Source organism: Rhizobium sp. YTUHZ045 (genome assembly GCF_051124255.1).
Classification (GTDB): Bacteria; Pseudomonadota; Alphaproteobacteria; order Rhizobiales; family Rhizobiaceae; genus Rhizobium.
The window spans coordinates 418979-434883 of sequence record NZ_CP101434.1; the positions used below are offsets into that span (position 1 = coordinate 418979).

The 15905-nt window shown below is 62.1% G+C and carries 12 protein-coding genes; 10 read left to right on the forward strand and 2 right to left on the reverse strand.

Annotated elements, in window-relative coordinates:
• Window positions 1-98: 98 nt before the first annotated feature.
• From NMA58_RS29095 to NMA58_RS29115, 5 genes are all read left to right on the forward strand, one after another.
• Window positions 99-488 (forward strand): RidA family protein, encoded by a 390-nt coding sequence (locus NMA58_RS29095; protein ID WP_097601376.1) that lies wholly within the window; start codon window positions 99-101, stop codon window positions 486-488.
• A gap of 23 nt (window positions 489-511) precedes the next feature.
• On the forward strand, window positions 512-1375 hold the full coding sequence (locus NMA58_RS29100) for a MurR/RpiR family transcriptional regulator (protein WP_434714572.1): 864 nt from the start codon (window positions 512-514) through the stop codon (window positions 1373-1375).
• A gap of 25 nt (window positions 1376-1400) precedes the next feature.
• Window positions 1401-2177, forward strand: a complete 777-nt coding sequence (locus tag NMA58_RS29105) for an SDR family oxidoreductase (RefSeq protein WP_434714573.1) — start codon at window positions 1401-1403, stop codon at window positions 2175-2177.
• Between the two features lie 100 nt (window positions 2178-2277).
• Window positions 2278-3501, forward strand: a complete 1224-nt coding sequence (locus NMA58_RS29110; protein ID WP_434714574.1) for an MFS transporter — start codon at window positions 2278-2280, stop codon at window positions 3499-3501.
• Between the two features lie 73 nt (window positions 3502-3574).
• On the forward strand, window positions 3575-4777 hold the full coding sequence (locus NMA58_RS29115; protein WP_434714575.1) for an ROK family transcriptional regulator: 1203 nt from the start codon (window positions 3575-3577) through the stop codon (window positions 4775-4777).
• A gap of 5 nt (window positions 4778-4782) precedes the next feature.
• Here the strand turns inward: NMA58_RS29115 and NMA58_RS29120 are convergent, their stop codons facing one another.
• On the reverse strand, window positions 4783-5697 hold the full coding sequence (locus tag NMA58_RS29120) for a DMT family transporter (RefSeq protein ID WP_434714577.1): 915 nt from the start codon (window positions 5695-5697) through the stop codon (window positions 4783-4785).
• A 275-nt stretch (window positions 5698-5972) separates the two neighbouring features.
• Here NMA58_RS29120 and NMA58_RS29125 point away from each other — a divergent pair, with 275 nt between their 5' ends.
• A complete protein-coding gene (locus NMA58_RS29125; RefSeq protein ID WP_434714907.1) occupies window positions 5973-6713 on the forward strand; it encodes a helix-turn-helix domain-containing protein in 741 nt (246 codons plus the stop codon).
• Between the two features lie 9 nt (window positions 6714-6722).
• Here NMA58_RS29125 and NMA58_RS29130 read toward each other — a convergent pair whose 3' ends face one another.
• A complete protein-coding gene (locus tag NMA58_RS29130) occupies window positions 6723-8744 on the reverse strand; it encodes a beta-N-acetylhexosaminidase (RefSeq protein ID WP_434714578.1) in 2022 nt (673 codons plus the stop codon).
• 382 nt (window positions 8745-9126) lie between these two features.
• On the opposite strand from NMA58_RS29130, the gene NMA58_RS29135 reads away from it, so the two are divergent.
• The 4 genes from NMA58_RS29135 (at window position 9127) to NMA58_RS29150 (ending at window position 15871) form a co-directional block, all read left to right on the forward strand.
• Window positions 9127-10035 (forward strand): flagellin, encoded by a 909-nt coding sequence (locus NMA58_RS29135; RefSeq protein ID WP_097601370.1) that lies wholly within the window; start codon window positions 9127-9129, stop codon window positions 10033-10035.
• A gap of 237 nt (window positions 10036-10272) precedes the next feature.
• Window positions 10273-11820 (forward strand): DHA2 family efflux MFS transporter permease subunit, encoded by a 1548-nt coding sequence (locus NMA58_RS29140; RefSeq protein ID WP_434714581.1) that lies wholly within the window; start codon window positions 10273-10275, stop codon window positions 11818-11820.
• A 78-nt stretch (window positions 11821-11898) separates the two neighbouring features.
• Window positions 11899-12378: a cupin gene (locus tag NMA58_RS29145; RefSeq protein ID WP_434714582.1), complete on the forward strand. Its 480-nt coding sequence runs from the start codon at window positions 11899-11901 to the stop codon at window positions 12376-12378.
• Between the two features lie 199 nt (window positions 12379-12577).
• Window positions 12578-15871, forward strand: coding sequence for a GH36-type glycosyl hydrolase domain-containing protein (locus NMA58_RS29150; RefSeq protein ID WP_434714584.1), 3294 nt, complete (start codon window positions 12578-12580; stop codon window positions 15869-15871).
• Window positions 15872-15905: the final 34 nt, after the last annotated feature.

Consider the following 15905-nt stretch of genomic DNA (forward strand, 5'->3'; position numbering starts at 1 on the left):
TGAAATTCTTTTCATAAAAGGCGTTTTTCACTGGTCAAATTCTGCTTTCTATGGTCACTTGTCAACTTATCAAGAAAATAATTTGCAAGGACTTGAGAATGCCTATCAAGCGCTATGGCACTGTTCAAACCGGCGCCGGCGGCAAGGCGCTGCCCTTCGCGCGCGCCGTCGAAGCTGACGGATGGCTCTATGTTTCCGGCCAGGTTGCGATGGAAGGCGGCGAGATCATCGATGGCAACATCATCGCCCAGACCCATAAGACGATCGCCAATGTTCTTGAGATCCTGGAGGAAGCCGGTTACGGCGTCGAGCATGTCGTGCGCGTCGGCGTCTGGCTCGACGATCCGCGCGACTTCTGGACCTTCAACAAGATCTATCAGGAGTATTTCGGCGAGCATCCGCCGGCGCGTGCCTGTGTGCAATCGTCGATGATGGTCGATTGCAAGGTTGAGATCGACTGCGTGGCCTATAAGAAGAAGGGTGATTAGCGGATACCATCGGGGGAGCGGGTTTGGATATCTTTTCGACATTGCAGGAAGACAAGGGCCGGCTCTCTCCCTCCGAAAGCCGCATCGCCGAGATCATCGTCAACGATTTCGAGTTTGCAGTGAACGCCTCGATCATCGAGCTTGCCGAACGCGCCGAGGTGTCGCCGCCGACCGTCACGCGCTTTTGCCGGCGGCTGGGCTGCGAGAGCTTTTCCGATTTCAAGGTGCAGCTTGCCCGCACCGCTCATATCGGCGTGCGCTATCTGAAGCCGGAATCGAAAAGCACCGATCCGGCCGATGTCGCCCAGGATATCATCACCAAGGCCCAGAACGCCCTCTTTCTCCTGCATCGGTCGCTCGATATGGCCGCTATCGAAGCCGCCGTTTCCCATATCGCCAAGGCGGACATGATCTACGCCTTCGGATCGGGCGGCAATTCGTCGATGATCGCCGATGAGCTGCAGAACCGCCTCTTCCGTCTCGGCCTTCGCATCACGGCGAGTTCCGACCACAGCATGCAGCTGATGATGGCGGCCGCGGCGAAACCGGGCGACGTGCTGATCGGCTCGTCCTTCTCGGGGCGCAATATGGAACTGGTGCGGGCCTTCGAGCTTGCCCGCGACACCAAGGTGAAAACGATCGCTTTGACCCAGACGGATAGCCCGGTTGCCAAGGCCGCCGAAATCGTCGTACCGATCGATCTCCCCGAAGGCAACAATATCTACCGCCCGACCTCGACGCGCATCGCCTACATCGCGATGGTCGATATCCTGTCGAGCCTCATCGCCTACGCCATTCAGCCGAAGGCGACGGTGACGCTGCGGCGCATCAAGCAGCAGCTCGTCCTTCACCGCGACGGCGACGACCGGCAATTGCTTGGAGATTGAAGCATATGAACGGGAGCGACAATCAATGACCCAATCGATCGCCGTCGTGACCGGCGCTGCAGGCGATATCGGCGCGGCGATTGCCGCGCGGCTCGCCGATGACCATGATGTCGTACTGCTTGCCGATATCGATGCGGCTGCCGCTGCCGCCGCGGCTTCGAAACTCGGACCGGAGGAGCGTTTCGTCGCCGTCGGATGTGACGTGACCAGTGAGGCGAGCATTGCCGGATTGGCAGAACGTGCTGTCGGCAGCGGCGTCGTGCGAACCCTCGTCAACAATGCCGGGGCCGCCCGCGCCACCAGCCTGCACGATACAACGCCAGAGATCTGGCGGGCCGATAATGCGCTCAATCTCGAAGCGGCGTTTTTATGCTTCCGCGCCTTCGAGCCGATGTTGAAGGCCTCGAAGGGCTCCGTCGTCAACATCGCCTCGGTCAACGGCATGAACGTTTTCGGGCATCCGGCCTATAGCGCCGCCAAGGCGGGCCTCTTGCATTTCACCCGGCTGGTCGCCGTGGAATACGGCAAGTTCGGCATTCGCTCCAATGCCGTCGCACCCGGCACGGTGAAGACGCAGGCCTGGGAAGCGCGCGCGAGGGCCAATCCGAACGTGTTCGAGGAGGCGCGCCGCTGGTATCCGCTGCAGCGCGTCGTCGATCCGAAGGATGTTGCCAATGCCGTGGCCTTCCTTGCCGGGCCGCTCGCCGCAGCGATCACGGGCATCTGCCTGCCGGTGGATTGCGGCCTTACGGCAGGTCAGGCCGAGCTGGCGAGAACCTTTTCCCAATCCGAACATTACTGACAGTCAGGGCTTTGTTCTTAGAGACGCGATAGCATGACATGACCTTCGGGACTGCCCGCCGCGGCTGCGCCTGCCGATTTCCCTGACGATTGATGATTTCATGAGCCGCCTCTTTCCCGACGTCTTCCGCAATCCGGCGATCCGCGCCAGCATGATCGCCATTTTCACCTTCGGCATGGCGGGAGCGATGACCGCGCCCTATCGTTCGATCGTCGGCATCCGCGAATTGGGCTTGAGCGACGGTCTCTATTCCTTCCTGGCCTTTGCTTCGGCGGCGGTGAATGTGGTCATCAGCGTTCTGCTCGGCAATCTCGCCGACCGGCTCGGCGAATACCGTTCAGCGATGATCGGCGCCTGCATCTTCGGCATTGCCGGCTACGGCATGGTCTATGCCTTTCCGAGCGCGCCCCTCTTCGTCATCAGCGCGCTGCTGCCGCTTCCGATCTATGGGGCGCTGAATTCGCTGCTGTTCGCGAATGCGCGCGCGGCGATGCAGGGCATGAGCCGGGACGACATGGTGACGGCCAACTCAGGCGTGCGCGCCATGATCTCGCTCTCCTGGGTGCTGATCCCCGGCATTACGGGCCTTCTGCTTTCGGGCGCATCGAGCATGCTGCCGGCCTATCTCTTTGCCGCCATCTCCTGTCTCTTATGCCAGAGCATCATCCTCTTCGCCCTGCCGAAGCGGGCGGCAACGGAGATCGCCACCATTGATCATCTTTCCTATTTCGGCGCCCTGCGGCGGGTGATTTCACCGCGGATTTCGGCGCATATCATCGGGGTGGCGCTGATCACCAGCACGCTGCATCTCAACGACGCCCTGCTGCCGTTGATCGCCACCGGCGCGGCTCATGGCGCGCTCAGCGACGTCGGCATTCTGGTCGGGATCGTCGCCTTGCTCGAGATCGTCTTCATCATCGTCTGGTCGCGGATCGCGCGGGATGCGGGCCAGATGACCGCGCTTGCCGCCGGCACCATCGTCTATGCCGCATTCCTCGGCCTACTCGGTTTTGCCTCCCAGCCGTGGCATCTCTACGCGCTCACCTTGCTCGCTGGCATCGGCGCGGCGGCGATCATCAGCATCCCGATCACCTATCTGCAGGATCTCATCGCCGACCGGCCGGGGCTCGGCAGCGCACTGATCTCCGTCAATATCTTTGCCAGCGCCGGGATCGGCGCATTGGTCTTTGCCGCCGGCACGGCAACGGCCGGCTATTCCGGCACTGCCGTCCTTAGTGCCTTCACCGGCCTATCGGGGATTACGATCCTCGGCCTGCTGCAGCGACGAAATGCCGTTGCGCCTGTCGACGCCGAGGTTCGATAAAGGCCAAAGAATCTGGCTTTCATCGGCGTCCGTCTTGTGACAAGGGTGATGCTTCACTTCCCTTGAAGGCGACATGAAGGCGATCTCCGGCACCAATCTCGAGCAGGCCAAGTCTCACAACCGGCGCGTGGTGATCGAGGCTGTGCGCACCCACGGTTCGCTGTCGCGGGCTGCGATCGCCCGGATGACGGCCCTGACGCCGCAGACCGTCTCGAATATCGTCGAGGAGCTGGAGCGGTCGCAGCTTCTCGTTGCGGCCGCGGCGCAGAAGCTGGCGCGAGGCCAGCCGATCATTCCCTACAGCATCAATCCGCACGGCGCCTATTCGATCGGCCTGGAGCTTGGCCGCCGACGCGCAAGCGGCGTGCTGACGGATCTCTCGGGCGCCGTCTGCGCCCGCATCGAGCACCTGGTCGAACACCCCGATCCGCAAAGGGCCATGCCGGCGCTGCAAACAATCGTCGAGGATCTTCAAGAGGCTTTTGCATTCGACAGGAACAGGCTGCTTGGTATCGGCATCGCCCTGCCCGGCCGCTACGCCGATGGCGGCACCACATCTCTCAGCCCGCACAGCCTGCCGGGCTGGCAGGATTTTCCGGTCGGGCATGCACTGGAACAACGGGTCGGAGTGCCGGTTCTGGTCGAGAACGACGCGACGGCGGCGGCGATCGGCGAGCGCCTTCACGGTGTTGCCCGGGGTCTCGGCAGTTTCGTCTATCTGTTTCTGGCCGGCGGCGGCGGTATCGGCGCCGGAATGTTTCTCGACGGCCACCTCTACAAGGGCAGCCGCAACAATGCCGGCGAGATCGGCCATATTATCGTCGAGCCGCATGGCAGGCTCTGCAGCTGCGGCAAGCGCGGCTGCCTCGATCGCTACATCTCGCCCTCAGTCGCCTACGAATTCATGGGCATCGCCAATGCCAGCGAGCTTTCCCCCGACAATCTCGACGCGCTGATCGCCGAACGCGGCGAAGGCGCTGATGCCTGGCTCGATCAGGCCATTGAGCCCCTGCGGCAGACACTCGATTTTCTGGAACTCGCCTTCGATCCTCAGACCATCGTGCTCGGCGGCAGCGTATCGACATCGCTGATGCGGCGGCTTGCCGAGCGGCTCGAGCCGCTGCACGATCCGATCGATCCCGACCGAAAGCGGACGATACCCCGCGTTATGATCGGCATGACCGGCAAGGATACGGCGATCCTCGGCGCTGCCGCCCTGCCAATTTTTTCGGAAACCAATCCGCGCTTCGACGTCCTGCAAAAGCCGGTCGGCTAACACCCTCAGCCGCCTGCCGGCAGCCGCGCATCTGCTTGGCGCACGCGACGGGGCAGAGGTCGTGCAAATATGACGACATTCCCGAGAAGCGTCAGCCCCAGGCCGATCAGACCGAGACCGCTCCAGTGGTAGCCCTCGAAGACTGTCGACAATGACAGGGCGACGATCGGGAACAGGACGGTGGCATAGGCAGCGCGCGAGGAGCCGATGCGGGAGACCAGCATGAGATAGGTGGTGAAGCCGATCACCGAGCCAACTGCCGCGAGATAAAGCAGGGCGGCAAGATAGCTGATGTCGGGCGGCGCCACGATCGGTGTTTGCGTCACGGCAATCAGCAAGAGGAGGACGATCGCGCCGTAGGTCATGCCCCAGCCATTGGCGGTCAGCGGTGAGATTCCGGCCGCGCTGTTTCGGCGCGATGCCATGTTGCCGAGCGAGAAGAACAGCGTGCCCAACGCTGCGAGCCCGATCCCTTTCAATGTGCCCATATTGAAATCGACGACCACCTCCTCTCCGAACAGCAAGAGAAGGCCGGTGGCTCCGAGCGCCGCTGCGAGAAGCGTGCGGCCTGTGATGCGGTCGCCGAAGAACAGGCGCGCATTAACGGCATTGTAGATCGTTGCCAGCGAGAAGATGACCGAGATCAGCCCTGAGGGAATGAAGCCGGCGGCGTTGTAGAAACAGATGAAATTGAGGCTGAAGAGGCAGAGCGCTTGCGCCAGGATGAAAGGTTGATCGCGCAAGGCAGGGAGGTTGAGCCGCCGCATGAAAGCCAGGATGGCGACGAGGATCACGGCTGCGAGCGCAAATCTGTAAAAGACCGAGACCAGGACCGGCACGGGACCGACCTGCATCGCAATGGCGATCCAAGTCGTTCCCCATATGAGGACGGTCGCGATGAAGAGAGCGGCATTTGCCATGGAGTGATCCTCGTTTTCTCCATGAATAGGCGAACGGTGAGCCGGTCTCTTGCAGATTCTTGCTATTAAATTTCTCGCCCCGGAGTTCCCGCTCGCCACGTCGGCCGTCCACCGGTATTGTTCGCAAGACGTCACATGTGTGGGAAGAATTGGTGAAAGATAGCCGCCTCTCGGTTTTCAGGTTTTTGTCCGCATCGCCCTCGGCGCGGATGTCGCAGTCGATCGATCTGGGGTTCGGGCGATCGGCGGCCCTCTGGAGCAATGGCAGCGACAGGATGAGCTATGAACGGCCGGACGGACATACGTTCAGCCTTTATCTCAACGGGGGCGCCGGAACGCGCCGCCTGGATGGCAGCCCCGCCGCGCGAGGCCGGCCCGGCGCCTTGTGCGTCATGCCACAGGGGCACTCGTCCGAATGGGAAATAACCGATCCTTTCGACTTCGTTCATCTCTATGTTCCGGACGATCAGATGCGCCGGATGTTTGCCGAGACGTTCGACCGTGATTCCAGGCTTATGGCTGTCTCCGAAGTGACCTTCGCCGATGCACCCGTCTTGGCGCGCACGCTTCGGCAGCTGAGGCAAGCGATGTCAGCGGGTGAGCATCTGCTGGCTGAAGAAGCGATGACTGAGACGATCAACGATTTCTTCGTTGATCCGCGTTATGGAGGGACGCGCCCCTGCGCGATCAGCGGCGGGCTCGCTCCCCATATCAGGCACCGCTGCCTGGATTATATCGAGGCTCATCTCGGTGAGACCATCCGCTTGCAGGATCTGGCGGCGATTGGGCAGCTCAGCGCCTTTCATTTTCAGCGGATGTTCCGGGCAAGCTACGGCGTGTCCCCGCATGGCTGGGTGGCCCACCGGCGTGTCGAGCGCGCGAAATCGATGTTGCGCGGCACGGACCCAATCGCGCAGATCGCCTCGGCTTGCGGCTTCAGCAGCCAGAGCCACATGACCCGTGCATTTAAGGCGGGCACAGGCGTCACGCCCTCTGCCTACCGGCCGCGACAGTGAAGCCGGGCGCTATGACTCCTGCAATCCATAGAGCAGCGGCATCAGCCCAGCGAGCGCCTTGAAGCGTTCCCATGACTTGGACGAGGGTTCCGTCCAGCCTGTTTCGGCAAGTGCCGAAAGGCGCGGGAAGACGAGACGATCGAAGACGGCGCGATCCGTCATCGGTTCGGACCAGATGCAGGCCTGGATGCCGAGCAGCTGCTGTTTCTGGCTCGCTGTCCAGCCGCTGACCGGATCGAAATTGTAGAGCTTTTCCGCGTCCGAATTTCCTGCCCAGCTGGCGCCGGGCTCATCCCAGTCCGTCCTCAGCGCCATGTCGAGATAATAGACCTGGCCGGGGCAGACCACCATCTGATAGCCGCGTTCGGCGAGCTCGGCCGAAATCTCGACATTGCGCCAGCTGCAGAGATAGCTTTTCGACTTGTCGATGACGTCGCCATGGGCCGCTTCTTCCCAGCCGCCGGTGATGCAGCCCTTGCTCGCCAGGAAGCGCTGGACGCGCTCCAGGAATTCCGCCTGCAGGATGGCGGCGCCTGAGCCGTGAATGTCGTCGGCGCCATGCGTGTTGGTGACGACGTTTAGCCGCTTGGCATGCGCATCGGCAACCTCGTCGCCGGCGATGGCGCGCAGCCGCTTGAGCGCTTCCGGCGAGCCGGACCATGCGCCGAGGGGAACCTCGTCGGCGCCGAGATGGATCGTCTTGAATGGAAAGAGCTCGATGAGTTCGGAAAGAATGGTCTCGACGATCTCATAGGTCTGCTCGCGTGCCGGGTTGATGCAGTTGTCGGGAAAACCCTGAACCGAGTAATAGCTGCCCTTCTCGGCCGGATCGCGCAGCTCAGGTATCGCCTGCTGCATGGCATAGCAATGTCCGGGCATATCGATCTCCGGCACGATTTCGATGCCGAAGTTCTTTGCGAGGGCGACGATCTCGCGGATGACAGGCTTTGTATAGTAGCCGCCCGTCCGGGCCGGGCTTGAACCCAGAAGCGGCGGCACGGCGAGACCGTGACCGCGCCAGGCGCCGATCTTTGTCAGGGCCGGGTAGGCATCGATCTCCACCCGCCAGGCTTCGTCATCGGAAAGGTGCCAGTGGAAGCGGTTGAGTTTATTCCAGGCCAGCACCGCGATCAGCTTCTTGACTTCGGCTGCGCCGTAGAACTGGCGGGCGACATCGAGATGCAGGCCGCGCCAGCCCATCGACGGCTCGTCGACGATCTCGCCGGATGCGGGAAACTGGAAAACGCCGGGATGCAGCTTAGCGCCGCGCCAGATCTGGCCGAGCGTGACGAGGCCGTAGAGGAAGCCGGTGCGGCTGCTTGCTTCGACCGTGATCGCCTCTTCTTCGAAGCTCAGCCGATAGGCCTCCGGCCCGAAGCCGGCGGCGTCCTTCAGACCGACACGAACCGCGCCTTCGGCCTCGGTTCGCACGATGCCCTCGACGGCGAAGAGATGTTCGACCAGCGCCGAAAAGCTTTTCGCAGCCGCTTCCCCTTCAGGGCTCTGCGCCTGCGGCGCAAAACCGGCCGGCAGCGGGCGGCGCGCTGCGACGGCGACGCGGTTCGGCCAGGGAATGATCGACACCGCAACGGGCGCGTTGACGGGAACAGGATAGATCTCGGCGCCACGTTTCAGCGGCGCATTGCTGACGGAAGAGCGTGTCGGCTCGACAGCGAGCACGATGGTTTTGCCGTCGGACAGTGCGAGATAGGCGCTCGTCGCGCCGTCCGTCCAGTGGCGGAACTGCCAGCTGAGCGCATAGACGGAGATCGTCCAGGTTTCGCCTGCGCCGAGCACGAAGTTGGCCGGCGGCTGGAATTCGGTGAAATTCGAAAGCCGTTGCGACACCGTTGCGCCTTCGACGCGTCCGGCGGGGTCGACGCGGCCCGGACCGCTGACGCAGAGGGAAAAATTCGAAAGCGGTTCGCTGCCGAGGTTCTTGAGGCGCAGGACATAGGAGAATTCCTTGCCCTCGGTAGGCGGGTTCCAAAGGGTTTCAAGCCGCAGGGCATTCGGTCGCGGTGTCGACATTGGTCACTCTTCCTTCGAGGAAAACGAGGTTTTTGGACGTTCCTGCACGGCCACGGGATGGGAGCGGCGGTTGAAGTCAATCAAATTGATTTAATAGTGATAGCCAGTTTCCCGCCGGGCCGTCAATCGGCCATGCGGAATTTCTGCTGGCCGGCATCAGGACAAATTCAGCCGACGACATCGCCGGGGTGTCGCAATTTGGGAAAAAATATCGGCTTAGCCGTTCGCGTTAACGATTAAGGTACCTTTAAGTACCATAATTGGCTCAACAGTGGCGAATTGACCACCCCGAAGAGGGATCGATAAGCATGAGGCTGCTCGCCACGGCCCGGATGTCCCCCGGGATGCAACACATCCAACTTCCGAATCAGGCGACATTTCCATGACCAGCATCAATACCAACAATTCCGCGATGGCAGCCCTTCAGACGCTCCGCAGCGTCAATTCCAATCTCGAATCGACACAGAACCGTGTTTCCACCGGCTACCGGGTCGACACCGCATCCGACAACGCCGCCTATTGGTCGATCGCGACCACGATGCGGTCCGATAACAAGGCGCTGTCAGCCGTGTCCGACGCCCTCGGCCTCGGTGCGGCAAAGGTCGATACGGCTTACACGGCAATGGACAGCGCGATCGACGTCGTCGACGAGATCAAAGCCAAGCTCGTGGCCGCGACCGAAGACGGTGTCGACAAGTCCAAGGTCCAGGAAGAAATCAGCCAGCTGCAGGAGCAGCTGATGAGCATCGCTCAATCGGCTTCCTTCTCCGGCGAAAACTGGGTCGCCGGCGCTGATGGAACCGTGAGCGTCGTATCGTCCTTCGTCCGCGACGGCTCCGGCGCCGTTTCGGTGAAAATGACGGATTATGCTCTGGATACCGCCTCGATGGGCAACGTGCTGTTCGGCATGAGCGGCGGCTCGATCGAAACCTCCACCGGCATTCTCGGCACGTCGTCCGGCGCGACCGGCTCGGTCTACTCGATGGATATCACCAACTTCACACTCGGCCAGATCCAGTCGGCGCTGACAACCGTCGAATCGGCGCTCTCGGCGATGACGTCGGCAGGTGCACAGCTGGGTTCGATCTCGACCCGCATCGAACTCCAGGAAGACTTCGTCGGTGCACTCTCGGATTCGATCGACTCGGGTGTCGGCCGGCTGGTCGATGCCGATATGGAGGAGGAGTCGAGCAGGCTTTCTGCCCTGCAAACCCAGCAGCAGCTGGCGATCCAGTCGCTGTCGATCGCGAATTCGTCGTCCCAGAACATCCTGTCGCTCTTCCGCGGCTAATCCTGACCGATGCAAAGGGAGCCGGGCGCATAGAACGTCCGGCCCAAATTCGCCGATCGAACACCGAGCCTGCCCTTCCCGGTCAGGCTCGGTCGCGTTTCGGGCATGAGCGACCAACGCCCGGCTGGTAACGATCTCCTCGCTCTGCCGGTTGACATGGCGATCGTTTCGATCGCAATCATGAAGGCTCTAGATTTCTCACCGATGCAGACATTGCCGCGCTGGCGGGATCCTCGCATGTCGGAACGACTTGAAGATGCTCGTCCTGATGGAAGGCCCGCCATCGTCTGGCTCGGCTTCCTGGCCATGTGCGTCGGCATGTTCATGGCGATCCTTGACGTTCAGGTGGTGGCGACATCGCTGCCGACCATCCAGTCGGCGCTTGATATCGATCCGGATCAGATGAGCTGGATACAGACCGCCTATCTGATCGCCGAGGTGGTCGCGATCCCGCTGACCGGCCTGCTGACGCGGCTTCTGACGATGCGGTGGCTGTTCGTCGTCGCCATAACCCTGTTCGTGACGGCGTCCGCTGGCTGTGCGGCCAGCGGCAGCTTCGGCGCGCTGGTCGCCTGGCGGGTGCTTCAGGGCTTTTCCGGCGGGACGCTGATCCCCTCGGTCTTTTCAGCCGTGTTCATCCTGTTTCCAGACATGCGGCAAGCGCTTGCGACGACGATTGCCGGCGTGCTTGCGGTGCTTGCGCCGACTGTCGGCCCGATCGTCGGCGGATGGCTGACCGAAACCTATTCCTGGCACTGGCTGTTTCTGATCAACATCCTTCCCGGGATTGCCTCGGCGACCCTGGCGGCTCGCTTCCTTCCGAGGCAGGCAGCCGATCCCTCCGAGCTCAGGCATCTCGACGGTCTGTCGCTCCTGTTGATGGCGGCAGCGCTGACGGCGCTGGAACTCAGCCTCAAAGAGGCGCCGACCAGCGGCTGGACCTCGGCCTATGTGCTGAGCCTGCTGGCCGTCTGCCTTCTTTCGGGGAGTGCGTTCATCACGCGAACACTGCGCCGAGGCCGGCCGATCGTCGATCTCGGCAATTTCGGCGATCGGAATTTTCTGGTCGGCTCGGTTCTGAGCTTCATACTCGGCATCGGCCTCTTCGGCTCGGTCTATCTCATGCCGGTCTTTCTCGCTTTCATCAGGGGCCACGACGCCCTTGAGATCGGCGTGACCATGCTGGTCACCGGCATCGCACAGCTGGTCACGGCGCCAGTCGCTGTTGCGCTGGAGAAGCGCATGGATGCACGGCTGCTGTCGGCCGCCGGTTTCGCCCTGTTCGCGATCGGCGTCGGCATGAGCGCGTTTCAGGATCCGCGCTCGGATTACGACGCGATGTTCTGGCCGCAGGTGGTGCGCGGCGTCGCCATCATGTTCTGCCTGCTGCCTCCGACCCGGCTGGCGCTCGGCACGCTTCCGGCCGATCGCGTTCCCGATGCGAGCGGGCTTTTCAATCTGATGCGCAATCTCGGCGGCGCCATCGGCATCGCGCTGATCGACACCATCATCTACACGCGCTCGGAGCCGCTCGGCCATGGCCTCTTGGCGCGTCTTCAAGCCGGTGACATCGAGGCGGCCACGTTTGTGGGCGCGCCTGCCGAGATCATATCGAGACACAGCTTCGATGCCGATACCATGGCAACGCTCGATCCGCTGGTACAGACCGCGGCGAGCGTTCAGGCGATCAACGAAGCCTGGATGGTCGTCGCCATCCTGACCGGCTGCGCCCTGCTCTCGGTCCCCTTCGCCAGGCGGCCGGCGCCGGGCGAAGACCGTCGGTGACGAAGCCCAGTCCATTGCGGAACCGCTGGCGCTCGCCAAAAGTTTGGCTTTTGAAGCCACTGGCATTGGGAGGTTGGTATGAACACCGAGACGATCATTTTCGAACCGAGCGGCTGGGTCCCGAACAACCCTCGTCTGCCTGTATTGCTCTATCTTGCCGATGATGAACCTGCTGATTTCAAAAGCCGTTTCGCGGCAAATGGTTGGACCGGCATCTGGACGAACGGTGTCTTCGATTATCAGCACTACCATTCCGGCGCTCATGAAGTGCTCGGAATTACACGTGGCAGCGCCACACTGCTGATCGGCGGTCCCGGCGGTCGAGCGATCGAAGTCGCGGCGGGAGACTGTCTGGTGCTTCCAGCCGGAACCGGGCACCAAAATCTCGGCTGCACGGCGGAGTTCGAGGTCATCGGGGCTTATCCCAAGGGGCAGCATGCCGACATTCAGACTTCGGCTGCTTCAGGCGAAATGCTAGCGCAAATCTCGTCGGTGCCCCTGCCCGATACGGATCCCGTTCAAGGACCGTCGGGATTTCTCATCGAGAAGTGGCGGTAGCCATTCGCGCCACCGTGATATTTTTCGTTTTCTAATCCGCTCTGCCTGACTCTGTTCCGCTTTAGGCGAGTTTCGGTAGCACTTGATGTGAGTTCATCAGCCGCGGCAACTTGTCGGTCTTTCCATCACCGGTAAGATTTGTCTCAATCTTTTTACGCCATCCTTTGATTCCCCTCTGATATCAATCGACGAGATCTCAATGGCCCTGAACCTCAAGCGCAGTTTGCAAATGCCACGACGCGAAGAGCTGGGTCTCCTTGCGATCAGCAACGGTTCCGGCCTGTCGATATCAGCTTTGCCGAACGGCACGCTGTTTGCCATCGAATATGCCGACGACAAGGGGGCGGTGCAGATCAATCAGATCCAGGGCTCGCCGCTCTACGGCGGCATCAGCCGCCTTTATCTGCGCATCGGCGGCGCCAAGCCTGATGTCGTCGAGATCGTCGGCCCTCGCGCCGATAGCCGCTTCGGGCACGATGCGACGAGCTTTTCCTGGAGGGGCAAGGCCGGCGATATCAGCTACACCGTCCGCCTTGAGCTTCATGCTTCCGAAGCGGCCTGGTTCTGGCGCGTCTCGCTCAAGCATCCGAAGAAGGGAACGCTGCCGGTGGATCTGGTGCTCGTCCAGGACGTCGGTCTCGGTGATCGCGGCTTCCTGATGAACAGCGAGGCCTATGCTTCGCAATATGTCGACCATCATATCGCTGATCACGAGACATTCGGCCCGGTCGTCATGAACCGGCAAAATCTCAAGCAGTCGGGCGCCCGCAATCCCTGGCTCGTCCAGGGATGCTTCGATGGCGCGGCCGCCTACGCCACGGATGCGATCCAGCTGGTCCAGGCGAAGCACCGGCAGGGCGACCATCTGGTCGGGCCCTTCGGCAGCAGCCTTCCGGGCGAACGGCGGCAGCAGGAGACGGCATGTCCCGCCATTCAGTCGAGGCCGCTTTCCGTGTCAGCAGACGGCGCGACAGCCACCTTCGTTGCCCTGTTCGCCGCCGATCATCCCGAGGCCTCGAGCGATGCCGACCTTTCGCGGCTTGACGGTATCGCGGCACCGGAGAGTGCAACCGCCGATCCGGAGGGGGCCGCGGCCGTTCGAAGCCTGCTCCAGGATGCGCCCCTGCTGGAGGCCGAGGCGTTGGACCTGAAGGCGATCCGACAGCTCTACCCGGAGCGGAGCCTCGAAGAGCGCGCGCACGGAAAGCTTCTTTCATTTTTCATGCCGGATGGCGTCCTCAACCGCCACGTCGTCCTGCGTGACAAGGAACTCGTCGTCACGCGGCGCCATGGCGCCATCGTGCGGAGCGGCCAAAACATGCTGCTCGACGATACCACCCTTGCCGCCAGCTGCTGGATGCAAGGAATTTTCGCCGCGCAGTTGACGATCGGCAATACGTCCTTCCACAAGCTCTTTTCGGTGTCGCGCGATCCCTACAATCTGACGCGCGCCAGCGGACTGCGCATCATGGCCGATCTCGGCGCGGGCTGGCAGCTTCTGGCGGTGCCGTCGGCTTTCGAAATGGGACTGAGCGACTGCCGCTGGATCTATCAGTGCCCGGAGCGCAGGATCATCGTCACGGCGGTCGCTTCCGGCGAGGATGCGGCAATGCAGTGGAGCGTTACCGTGGAGGGCAAGCCGTGCCGCTTCCTGGTGTTTGGCCATATCGTGCTCGGGGAGCGCGAATATGACGCCGGTGGGCAGATCGAATTCGATCCTGAGCGTAAACGCATCTCTTTCCGGCCGGACCCGGCCTGGCTCTGGGGCGAGCGTTATCCCGATGCCGTCTACTGGCTGGTGAGTCCGACACCCGACGCCATCGATGAGATCGGCGGCGACGAGCTCCTCTATGCCGATGGCGTTGCGCGCAACGGCGCGTTCGTTGCGCTCAAGTCCCGGTCGACGCGGGCGCTCTCCTTTGCCGTCGTCGGCTCGATGACCGATGCCGAAGAAGCCGAGCGGCTGGCGCAGCGTTACGAGGGCGGCGTCACCGACGAGGCCATGCTTGCGCCGGCGTCGGCATTCTGGCGCAACGCCGTGCGCGGCATGAGGATCGACAGCCCTTCGCCCGACCTCGCTGCCCAGGCGACCCTCCTGCCCTGGCTCGCGCATGACGCCATCGTGCATCTGAGCGTGCCGCACGGCCTGGAACAATATACGGGTGCGGCCTGGGGGACACGCGATGCCTGCCAGGGGCCGATCGAATTCCTGCTCGCTTACGAGCACGACCGCGAAGCCAGGGAGGTGGTGAAGACCGTCTTCAGCGAACAATATCTGGAAGGAGGCGACTGGCCGCAATGGTTCATGCTGGAGCCCTATGCCAACATCCGGGCGGGCGACAGTCACGGCGATGTCATCGTCTGGCCGTTAAAAGCGCTCTGTGACTATATCGAAGCGACCGGCGATCTCTCCATTCTCGACGAGAAGGTTTCCTGGCGCGACGAAAAGACCATGCAGAAGACGCCCCATACCGACGCCATCGCCACCCATGTCGAGAAGCTGCTCGAGACCGTCCGCACACAGTTCATCCCGGGAACGCATCTGATCCGCTATGGCGAGGGAGACTGGAACGATTCACTGCAGCCGGCCGATCCGCATCTGCGCGATTGGATGGTCAGCAGCTGGACAGTTGCTCTGCTTTATGAGCAGATCGTCCGGTATTCCGCCATTCTGCGCCGCCTCGGCCTTGATCATAAGACCAGGGCGCTAAGGAAGATCGCAACCGCAATGCGCCGGGATTTCAACCGGCATCTCGTGCGTGACGGCGTCGTCGCCGGCTACGGCATCTTCGATCCGGCCCATGACGGCGTCGAATTGCTGCTGCATCCGAGTGACAAACGCACCGGCCTTTCCTTCTCGCTGATCTCGATGACGCAGGCGATGCTCGGCAAGCTGTTCACGCCGGCGCAGAGGCGGCATCACATGCGGCTGATCGAAGAGCACCTGCTCTTCCCCGATGGCGTACGGCTGATGGAAAGGCCGGCGACCTATGCCGGCGGGCCCGAAACGCTGTTTCGCCGGGCCGAATCCTCGTCCTTCTTCGGCCGCGAGATCGGGCTGATGTATGTGCATGCGCATCTGCGCTATTGCGAAACGCTGGCGCTGGAGACTTCCGCCGAGGAGCTGTGGAAGGCGATATCAGTCGTCAATCCGATCGCCGTCACGACGGCCTTGCCGCATGCTTCACTGCGCCAGCGCAATACCTATTTCAGCAGCAGCGACGCGGCTTTCCCCGACCGTTATCAGGCGGCGGCGCAATGGGCGCGGGCCAAGAACGGAAAGATCGCCGTCGACGGTGGGTGGCGCATCTATTCGAGCGGACCTGGCCTCTACACCAGGAGTTTCGTCGAAAATATTCTCGGCTTCAAACGACGCTTCGGCCGGCGCAGGCGCACGCCGCTTCTGCCCGCGGCGCATGCCGCCGTCGATCTGCAGACGGATCACAGCGCCTGGCGGCGGTTGATGAAGCCGAAGACAAGGGGACACTATTGAGAAAGCCCTAAACAACGGCAAGAGAGAACGGCTG